Here is a 9,827-nt window from a genome sequence, read left to right as displayed (position 1 = left end):
ACCGTGCCCACTGCCGACTGGACGGGATTGCCGTTGAGGAAGCCCTCGGCACCCCAGGCGACGAGGTCGGTGAAGAGATCGGAGGAACTCATATTTCACTCCCTGTGGATTGGTGATCGATCCGGTGATCGATCTGGCCGGTTGATCGTCTCGAACTGAACTGCTGATAGATTACACCGCCGACCGAGAAAAAACCGACCAGTCCGCCGCGCAACCAATGTCGCACTGGTTCAATGCAATTAGACCGATGCGACATTGGGTCAGGGCGCCGGAGGTCAAGCGCGGCGCCCACTGTGTAACCCCGGGCTTCGGGTGGCGCAGAGGTCTCGGTGGCCGTAGCGATAACGACTTGCTAAGATTCGCAAGTAACGCGGGCTGATGACATCGGCCTGGCATCGGACCGAGTCGGAGGACGGGAGAAGCATGGTCGCGAACTCGCGCCTGCCGCTGTATCAAATGAAGGCGGACTTCTTCAAGACGCTGGGACACCCGGCGCGGATTCGTGTGCTGGAGCTGTTGAGCGAGCGTGAATATGCCGTGTCCGAGATGCTCCCCGAGGTGGGAATCGAGCCGGCCAACCTCTCGCAGCAATTGTCCATCCTTCGCCGCGCAGGTCTGGTCACGGCCAGGCGCGAGGGGTTGTCGGTGTCGTACGCCCTCACCTCGCCTCGCATTGCAGAGCTCCTCGCGACAGCGCGCGCAATCTTGACCGGCATGGTGGCAGGTCAGGCCGAACTGCTCGAGGACCTTCCCCATACTCCTGCCTTGGTGAGCGAAACCGGGGGCTGACGGGGGGCTTACCAAGGCAGGGCTTTCTACCTGGCCACTAGTTGCAGAATTGCTAAAGTGCATACATCGAATGGGTCGGTCAGTGGAAGCGTGTCCGACTCGGAAATGAGATGTCGACCGTGACGAACAACCACAATGACGGTAGGAGCGGACGGGCCGACCTGGCCGGTCTGGTGATTCCGGACATCGACGTTGCCGTCGTCGGAGTCTGTGCGGCGCGGACGCGAACGGCGCCTTCTGCGCGGACACGAACGCCATGGACCGCGATGGAGGATTATGCGGCACTGGTCCGGGCTCGAACGCCGATCCGGCCGCTTCGCCTGCCCCTGACCACGGGCGCACCCCGGGAGGTCGCAGACCGGATCGCCGGACTTCCTCATCGCGTGTCTGCAGCATTCGTCACGGGTCTCGGGTGGGCCGACTCGCTGACGGTGCAGCGTGCGGTGGCCGAGCGCGGCGGACCCCTCGTCATCACGGAAACAGACTTGCTGACAGTAACTTTGGCGGCGTCGACGATCACGACCCTCCGTCACCGGCGAGTGCCGCCCCGAACCGGCCGAGTCGTGATCGCCGGTGTCAATCCGGCGCCGCTGTTGGCGCCGGTGCTGATGGCATCGGGGGTCGGGAATCTGAGCAGCTGGCACGAACGGGACGCGCAGGCCCTCCCGCTGCGCCGAGTGATGGAACATCACGACGTCCTGATCGATCTCGGCGGCTCAGCCGATGATCAAGTCGCACCCTCCCGCACGGTGCGGCCGCCCGACGACCCCTTCACCGACGGCGCCCTGGTACTACCCGGACTGCTGAGCGCCGTCTGTGGACACGGCGCCCTCGGCCTGACGGTCGACGTGATAGCCGCATGCGTACGGGCTCTGGCGCTGATCACACCCGTCGATCGAGTTCTTCCGGCACTCGACGATCGGCTTCTCGTTTCCGCCGTCGCCCGTCACGCGGGCAGAACACTCGGCGATTCCGTCCCCCTTCGAGATCGGCAACAGTGATTCGCCGAGCTGCAGCTTGCGAACTCCATGAGGAGAAGAACGTGACAACACCCTTCGTATCCCGTCTCGGCGTCGCACCGACCGACCATCCCGAGATCGTGTCCTGGCTCGACGAGATCACCGATCTCACGGCCCCCGACCGTGTGGTCTGGTGCGACGGTTCAGCCGCCGAGTGGGATCGGTTGACCACGATGCTGGTCGGCAAGGGCACATTCGTCCGGCTCGATCGCAAACCCAACTCTTTCTGGTGCGCCTCCGATCCCGAAGATGTCGCACGGGTCGAAGACCGTACCTTCATCTGTTCGGAGTCGCAGGCCGACGCCGGACCGACGAACAACTGGGTGGACCCCGTCGATATGAAGACGGTGATGACCGAGCACTACCGTGGGGCGATGTCCGGACGGACGATGTACGTCATCGCCTTCTGCATGGGTCCGCTGGACGCGGCGGAGCCGAAGTTCGGTGTCCAGGTCACTGATTCGGAATACGTCGCCGTCTCGATGCACATCATGACCCGGTCCGGTGCCGCGGTGTGGGATCGGCTGACACCGGGCACCGAATTCGTCAAATGCGTGCACTCGGTCGGTGCGCCGCTCTATGCCGGTCAGGCAGATGTGCCCTGGCCCTGCGATCACACCAAATACATCTCCCACTTCCCGGAAGAGCGCACGATCTGGAGCTACGGTTCGGGATACGGCGGCAATGCACTGCTGGGAAAGAAGTGTTACTCACTGCGCATCGCCTCGAAGATGGCAAAGGACGAGGGCTGGCTGGCAGAGCACATGCTCATCCTCAAACTCACGTCCCCCGAGAAGAAAGTGCGCTACATCGCCGCAGCGTTCCCCTCTTCGTGTGGCAAGACCAACCTCGCCATGCTTGACCCCAGCCTCGACGGGTGGACCGCGGAAACCATCGGCGACGACATCGCATGGATGCGCTTCGGGGAAGACGGTCGTCTCCATGCGGTGAACCCGGAGGCCGGATTCTTCGGTGTTGCGCCCGGCACCGGCGAACATACGAACCCGCATGCGATGGCGACCATCGACCAGGGCAACTCGATCTTCACCAACGTCGCGCTCACCGATGACGGCGACATCTGGTGGGAGGGCATGACCGAAGCGCCCCCGGCGCATCTCACCGACTGGCAGCATCGCGACTGGAGTCCGGCATCCGGAAGTACTGCGGCACATCCCAATTCGAGATATTGCACGCCCATCGCCCAGTGTCCGACCGTGGCACCCGAGTGGAACGATCCTGCAGGCGTGCCGATCTCGGCGATCTTCTTCGGTGGTCGTCGCGCCACCACCATTCCCCTGGTCACCGAATCGCGGAGCTGGCAGCACGGGGTATTCCTCGCCTCCGTTCTGTCTTCGGAGACCACGGCCGCCGCCACCGGGCGGGTGGGTGTGGTGCGCCGCGACCCGATGGCGATGCTGCCGTTCCTCGGCTATCACGTCGGCGACTATTTCCAGCACTGGCTCGATATCGGCGCGAAGGCGAACCCTGAGTTGTTGCCGAAGATCTTCTACGTCAACTGGTTCCGACGCGACGACGACGGCGAGTTCCTCTGGCCGGGCTTCGGGGAGAACTCGCGTGTTCTCGCGTGGGCACTCGAACGCATCGACGGCCGGGCGAGCGCGGAAGCGACGCCGATCGGTAACGTCCCTACCCCGGACGCACTGAACCTGCACGGCCTCGAATTCGATCGTGACAAGGTCGCCGCTGCGGTGAAGGTCGATCCGGTGGAGTGGATCGCGGAGACCCGCCTGATCGACGAGTGGTTCGCGACCATCGGTGGAAACAGGCTCCCGGATGTCCTGCGGGACGAGCTGGGTGCCCTCAAGCTCCGGCTCGCCCAACTCGAGGACGTTCTCGACCCCACCGCCGCGGTCTCTCCGCCGTCCGGCGAGCGGTCATGACGGAGTTGACTGCGTCGAAAGATTCCGGTGCGGTGACCGAGCGCGCCACCGCTCGGGCGGCGCGATCGGTTGCCGCCCTCATTCCGCGCTGGAGCGAATGGAAGCCGGGGCTGCGTGCTCCGGGGGCAGATCTGCTCGCCGGTCTGATCGTGGCTCTGGTGGCACTGCCCCTGGCGCTGGGGTTCGGAATCAGTACCGGTCTCGGTGCCGCGGCGGGCCTGACCACGGCAGTGATCGCCGGTGCGGTGGCTGCGGTCTTCGGCGGCTCCCGCTTCCAGGTGTCGGGGCCCACCGGTGCCATGACGGTCGTCCTGGTGCCGATCGTGCACGAGTACGGAGGATCGGGGGTCCTCGCGGTCGGTGTGATCGCCGGGCTGGTCCTCGTTGTTCTCGCGTTCGCCGGCGTGGGCCGTGCGGTGCGGTACATGCCGGCTCCGGTGATCGAGGGGTTCACGGCCGGTATCGCGGTGGTCATCGCACTACAGCAATTCCCCGCCGCGCTGGGAATCACCGACGCCGAGGGTGAGAAGGTGTGGCAGAGCGCCGTCGACGCCGTCCACAAGTTCGTGCAGGATCCCTCGTTTCTCGCACTGGCGGTGGCCGTTCTGGTGGCCGTGGCAATTCTCGTCGGCGGCCGCTACTTTCCGAGGCTTCCGTTCTCCCTCGTCGCGGTGGCAGTGGTGACGGTCGTGGCGAAGCTCTTCAGCCTCGACATCGACCGTATCGGCACCATTCCGGCGGGTATCGCCGCACCGAGCCTGAGCTTTCTTCACCTCGACGAGGTGACCTCGCTGATCGCCCCCGCACTTGCCGTCGCGGCACTCGCGGCGCTCGAATCGCTGCTGTCGGCGACCGCGGCGGACTCGATGGGCGTCGGAACGCGACACGATCCCGACCGTGAACTCTTCGGCCAGGGGCTGGCGAACATTGCCGCGCCGCTGTTCGGTGGCGTGCCGGCAACCGGTGCGATCGCGCGGACTGCGGTCAACGTGCGGTCGGGTGCACGCACCCGTCTCGCGGCGCTGACGCATGCGTTCATCCTGGCTGCCATCGTGTATCTGGCCTCGTCGCTGGTCGCGGAGATCCCGCTCGCCGCCCTCGCCGGGGTGCTGCTGGCAACCACCGTGCGGATGGTGGAGACCGCCTCGATCCTGGCCATCGTCCGGGCCACCCGTTCGGATGCGGTCGTGATGGTCGCCACCTTCCTCGTCACCGTCGCGCTCGATCTGGTGACCGCCGTTGCTGTCGGTGTCGCCTTCGCCGCGATCCTCGCGTTGCGGGCGGTCGCCAAGTCGGCACGGATCGAGCAGGTGCCGCTGGAATCCGACGACCACCTCGACGAGGAGCACGAGCTTCTCCGTGAGCACATCGTCGCGTATCGGATCGACGGAGCCCTGTTCTTCGCTGCCGCCCACCGGTTCCTCCTCGAACTCGCCGACGTCTCGGACGTGAAGGTGGTGATCCTGCGGATGTCGCGGATCACGGCGATCGACGCGACCGGTGCCATCGTCCTGAAGGATGCCATCACCAAGCTCGAACACCGCCATATCACCGTGCTGATCTCGGGAATCAAAACCGAACACCTGCGGCCCCTCGAGGCACTGGGAGTGTTCACCACCAAGGACAGCGAAGATCGGCACATCTTCGAGACGACCCCCGACGCAATCGGATACGCCCGCACGCTGGTCCTCCCCGGAGCTCACGAATCCCTATTCCGGCCGGTAAGACAGGAGTAGCAGCGCAGCCGCGAATAGGATGCCGCTATGAGCACCACCGACGTGGTCATAGCCGGAGCCGGGCCCACCGGTCTCACCCTGGCACTCGAACTCGCGCGGCGCGATGTCGGCGTGCGGGTGGTCGACAAATCGCCAGAACCGTTTCCCGGCTCGCGCGGCAAGGGCTTGACCGCGCGAAGCCAGGAAGTGATGGACGACCTCGGGGTGATCGACAAGATCTGCGCCGCGGGGTTCCGTCACCTACCGTCCCGCGTCTCGGTACGCGGAGAGGTGGTGGCCGACAACGACCCGCAGGCCGGCCTGGTTCCCACCCCGGATCGGCCCTACGAGAGCGGGCTGTTCATCCCGCAATGGCGCACCGAGCAGATCCTGCGGGAGCGGCTCGAGGAGTTCGGCGTCCGCGTGGAACGAAACGTGGAGGTGGCCGGATTCGAGCAGGACACCAACGGCGTGACCGTGAGATTCGCTGCTGGAGAATCGATCACGGTCGGATACCTGGTGGGATGCGATGGCGGCCGCAGCACCGTCCGGCATGTGCTGGGGGTGCCGTTCGAGGGTGAATCGGGAATCCAGGGGATGCTGCTCGGTGACGTACACGTCGACGGGCTGACCCCGGATCGCTGGTACCAATGGACCCGGCCCGAGCGCGGATTCGTGGCGTTGTGCCCGTTCCCGGGCACCACCGCCTGGCAATTCCAGGGCGTGCCCTTCGCCGATTTCGACGAACACGGCCGGCTGCCGGAACCGTCGGTCGACTACTTCCAACGGATCTTCGACGACATCGCGGGCGAGCCACGTGTCGTGCTGTCCGCACCCACCTGGCTGTCCACCTGGCACGTGAACATCCGGATGGTGGACCGGTTCCGCGTCGGTCGAGTGTTCCTCGCGGGCGACGCCGCGCACGTGCATCCGCCCGCCGGCGGGCTGGGCATGAACACCGGCATCCAGGATGCCTACAACCTGGGATGGAAGCTCGCACTGGTTCTCGGGGGTGCAGACCCGGCACTGCTCGACACCTACCAGGAGGAGCGATTGCCGTTGGCAAGGTGGACACTCGGGGTGAGCACCGAGGGATTCGAGAAGGTTGCTGCCGGATTCGACAGCGCCGATCCGAGAGGTGTGGCCGCCGCGGCGTCCGAGGACAGCCAGCAACTCGGTCTCGGCTATCGATGGAGTTCGCTGTCCCGGAACCTCGGTGGCGTCCCGTCCGAGCTGTGCGCCGGCGATCGCGCACCGGACGCACCGTGTATCAGTCCCGCCGGTGCGGCGCTCCGGTTGTTCGACGAGTTCAGGGGACCGCACTTCACCGTCCTCGGGTTCGGGAAGAAGTCCGCGAAGACGTTGCAGGTCTGCGCCGAGCACATCCCCGGTGCCGAATGCGCTCTCGTGGAGCACACCGCCGGGATGGGTGTCGACCTGATCGACGATGCGGGACATGCGCGCCGCGCCTACGGGATCATCGACGACGCCGTCGTGGTGGTGCGACCCGACGGTTATGTCGCGCTCACCGCGCCGGCCTCGGAGACGTCCGGTGTTCTGTCCTACCTTTCGCAGTTCGGCGGATCGGACCACCGATAGCCGGTTTCGTCGCGGAATAGAGTCGGAGCGACCGCCGACCGCCGACCCTGCCTATGGTGTTAGCCATGACATCGACGCGACGCTGGGGTCTGACCATTCCGCTCGACGGGATCCCGCTGGCACAGCAGAAAGATCTGATCTCCTCGCTGCCCGACCTCGGGTACACCGACGTGTGGTCGTCGGAATCGAATGCAGCAGACGCATTCACCCCGTTGACACTGGCCAGTGTGTGGGCTCCGGAGCTTCGCCTGGGCACCGCCATCGTTCCCGTCTACACGCGGGGTCCGGCCACCTTGGCGATGTCGGCGGCCACGCTGGCTGCCGCAGCCCCTGGCCGGTTCGTGCTGGGCGTGGGCACGTCGTCCAACGTCATCGTGGAGAAGTGGAACGGCATCCCGTTCGAGGAGCCGTTCCAGCGGGCCCGCGACACCGTGCGGTTTCTGCACGACGCGTTGCGCGGCGAGAAGATCACCCGCACGTTCGACACGTTCACCATCGACGGCTTCCGGCCCGCCGTGGTGGCCGACCCGCCGCCGCCGGTACTCCTGGCCGCACTGCGCCCGGGCATGCTGCGCCTCGCCGGTAAGGAAGCCGACGGCGCCATCATCAACTGGCTCTCGGCCGACGACGTGCACAAGGTGGCGCCGTACGTCCACGAAGGCGGCGCAGACAAGGAGATCGTGGCGCGGATCTTCGTGCTGCCCGGATTCGATGCGGACACCGCACGCGAGATCGGCCGCCGCATGATCGCGGCCTACCTGAACGTGCCGGTGTACCGCGCGTTCCACGAGTGGCTCGGCCGAGGCGAGGCCCTCGCGCCGATGTGGGAGGCCTGGGAACGCGGCGACCGCAAGGCGGCGACCGCGGCGATCCCCGACGACGTGGTGGACGACCTGGTTCTGCACGGTTCGCCGGACGAGTGCCGGGAGAAGGTGCAGCGTTACGTCGATGCCGGTGTCGACACCCCGGTGATGGCGGTGACGGTGGCAGGCGATCCCACCGACATGGTGCGTGCACTCGCGCCACGCTGGTAAGCGTCGGCGCGGCGCAGTCGTGGCGCGGCCTGTGTAGGCGGACGGGGTCGCGGGTATGCGGGGTACGAACCGACCCCACCAAGTTTCATTCAGGAGATTGCCATGATGAGAGTTCTGATCTTTGCCGCCGGTGCCGCTGTGGGGTTCGTCCTGGGTGCCAGGTCGGGCCGGGATACCTACGATAAGTTGAAGGATCAGTCCACTGATCTCTGGCACAACCCGGCGGTGCAGGAAAAGGTGGCGGTGGCGAAGGAAACTGTCAAGGAGAAGGCCCCCGAGGTGCAGGAGAAGGTGGGCTCTCTCGCGAAGAAGGTCGGTCACCGAGCCGAGTCCGCCACTTCCGGCGACGGCGACCAGGGGAAGGCTGCTCCCGTCACGCCGCCGCCTACCGACGCGCCGATCGTCCCCTCGCCGGCGCCCCGGTCCGAGGGTGAGCACACTCCGGGCCCCAACTGAAGGAGTCCGGCCGTTATCGAACCGATCTCGGAAGACGCTGGCATGAAGCCATGTCGGAATCTGTGATTCTCGCCGGCCGATACGAGTTGCGCGGGATCCTCGGCCGCGGCGGAATGGCCGATGTGCACGACGGATGGGATCGTCGCCTCGCCCGGTCGGTGGCGGTCAAGGTGCTGCGCCCCGAACTCGCGGCAGCGCCGGATACCCGTCGACGTTTCGAGACCGAGGCGCGGTTGGCGGCCACCCTGAATCATCCGAATGTGGTTGCGGTCCACGACAGCGGCGAGGACGCCGGCGTCCCGTACATCGTGATGGAACGGCTCCCCGGTCGCACCCTCGCCGACGACATCCTGGGCGGCGCACTACCGACCGACCGGGTACGCGCAATCCTGGCCGACGTCCTCGCCGCGGTCGCGGCCGCGCACGACGCCGGCATTCTGCACCGCGACATCAAGCCGGGCAATGTGCTGTTCAGTGCGACGGGCGCTGTGAAGGTGACCGATTTCGGGATCGCGAAGAGTGCGGATACCGACCTCACCTCCGCCGGCCAGGTTCTGGGTACGGTCGCCTACCTCAGCCCGGATCGTATCGCGGGGAAACCCGCCGCTGTCACCGACGATCTCTACTCCGTCGGCGTGGTGGGTTACGAGGCCCTTGCCGGGCACCGTCCATTCGTGGGCGACAACATCCTGTCGCTGGCCAGGTCTGTTCTCGACGGTCGTCCGGTTCCGTTGGGCAGGGAACGGCCGGACGCCGATCCGGCACTGGTCCATGCAGTCGAGCGGGCGATGGCGCGTGAGCCGCAGGAGCGGTTCGGTGGTGCGTGGGAGATGCGAAGCGCCGTCCTGGGGGCCGGGCCGGGTTCGGTGGCGCCGGCCGCGCCACCGCCGACGAGACACTTCACACCGGCGTCGGCCCTTCCCGCCGCCGGTGCCGTGCCGCAGGGGGCCGACGCAGAGAAATCGTCCCCGCCCCGGCTGGCTCTCGCACTGCTTGCCGCGGTGGTGGTCGCGCTGGTGGTCGGGGTGCTGGCTGTGGCGGCGAGCAGTCGAGACAGCAACACGGGACCCGCCCTCGATCCGGCGACGAGCGCGAGTCCGACGCCCACGTCGCTTCCTGTCTCCAGCGTCGTCGGTGTGCCGGCCCCTGTTCCTGTTCCCGCGCCGCCCGTTTCGGTGCCGCCCGTTTCGGTGCCGCCCATTTCGGAGGGCGCACCCGTGCCGAATCCTCCGCCGCCGAACGACAACAGCAAACCCAAGAAAGACAAGAGCAACGGAAACAACGGCAACGGGGGCAAGAACTGAGCGTTTCTCG

8 protein-coding genes are annotated in these 9,827 nt (G+C 66.4%); all 8 read left to right on the top strand.

Features of this window, described 5'->3' with window-relative positions; all coding sequences use genetic code 11:
- The first annotated feature begins 423 nt into the window (after window positions 1-423).
- Window positions 424-789 (top strand): ArsR/SmtB family transcription factor, encoded by a 366-nt coding sequence (locus WAW17_RS18580; protein ID WP_422334405.1) that lies wholly within the window; start codon window positions 424-426, stop codon window positions 787-789.
- 110 nt (window positions 790-899) lie between these two features.
- Window positions 900-1,790 carry a hypothetical protein gene (locus WAW17_RS18575; RefSeq protein WP_422334404.1) on the top strand — a complete coding sequence of 297 codons (891 nt, stop codon included), beginning with the start codon at window positions 900-902 and terminating at the stop codon, window positions 1,788-1,790.
- A gap of 41 nt (window positions 1,791-1,831) precedes the next feature.
- Entirely contained in the window at window positions 1,832-3,709 is a 1,878-nt protein-coding gene (locus tag WAW17_RS18570; protein WP_422334403.1) for a phosphoenolpyruvate carboxykinase (GTP), read from the top strand.
- Entirely contained in the window at window positions 3,706-5,445 is a 1,740-nt protein-coding gene (locus WAW17_RS18565) for a SulP family inorganic anion transporter (protein ID WP_422334402.1), read from the top strand. The genes WAW17_RS18570 and WAW17_RS18565 overlap by 4 nt, the downstream gene beginning before the upstream one ends.
- Window positions 5,446-5,472: 27 nt before the next feature.
- Entirely contained in the window at window positions 5,473-7,023 is a 1,551-nt protein-coding gene (locus WAW17_RS18560) for an FAD-dependent oxidoreductase (RefSeq protein ID WP_422334401.1), read from the top strand.
- 65 nt (window positions 7,024-7,088) lie between these two features.
- Window positions 7,089-8,057 carry an LLM class F420-dependent oxidoreductase gene (locus WAW17_RS18555; protein ID WP_422334400.1) on the top strand — a complete coding sequence of 323 codons (969 nt, stop codon included), beginning with the start codon at window positions 7,089-7,091 and terminating at the stop codon, window positions 8,055-8,057.
- A 102-nt stretch (window positions 8,058-8,159) separates the two neighbouring features.
- A complete protein-coding gene (locus tag WAW17_RS18550; RefSeq protein WP_422334399.1) occupies window positions 8,160-8,513 on the top strand; it encodes a YtxH domain-containing protein in 354 nt (117 codons plus the stop codon).
- Window positions 8,514-8,563: 50 nt separating this feature from the next.
- The gene (locus WAW17_RS18545) at window positions 8,564-9,817 is read left to right on the top strand and encodes a serine/threonine-protein kinase (protein ID WP_422334398.1); all 1,254 of its coding nucleotides are present in this window, start codon (window positions 8,564-8,566) and stop codon (window positions 9,815-9,817) included.
- Window positions 9,818-9,827: the final 10 nt, after the last annotated feature.

The organism is Rhodococcus sp. (in: high G+C Gram-positive bacteria) (assembly GCF_049286785.1).
GTDB lineage: Bacteria > Actinomycetota > Actinomycetes > Mycobacteriales > Mycobacteriaceae > Rhodococcus_F.
The sequence above is the reverse complement of the archived record's forward strand: the minus strand, read 5'-3'. Positions and strand labels throughout refer to the sequence as shown.

Coding starts and splice junctions, on each gene's coding strand:
- WAW17_RS18580 (WP_422334405.1), top strand. CDS start 424: ATGGTCGCGAACTCGCGCCTGCCGCTGTATCAAATGAAGGCGGACTTC.
- WAW17_RS18575 (WP_422334404.1), top strand. CDS start 900: ATGTCGACCGTGACGAACAACCACAATGACGGTAGGAGCGGACGGGCC.
- WAW17_RS18565 (WP_422334402.1), top strand. CDS start 3,706: ATGACGGAGTTGACTGCGTCGAAAGATTCCGGTGCGGTGACCGAGCGC.
- WAW17_RS18560 (WP_422334401.1), top strand. CDS start 5,473: ATGAGCACCACCGACGTGGTCATAGCCGGAGCCGGGCCCACCGGTCTC.
- WAW17_RS18555 (WP_422334400.1), top strand. CDS start 7,089: ATGACATCGACGCGACGCTGGGGTCTGACCATTCCGCTCGACGGGATC.
- WAW17_RS18550 (WP_422334399.1), top strand. CDS start 8,160: ATGATGAGAGTTCTGATCTTTGCCGCCGGTGCCGCTGTGGGGTTCGTC.
- WAW17_RS18545 (WP_422334398.1), top strand. CDS start 8,564: ATGTCGGAATCTGTGATTCTCGCCGGCCGATACGAGTTGCGCGGGATC.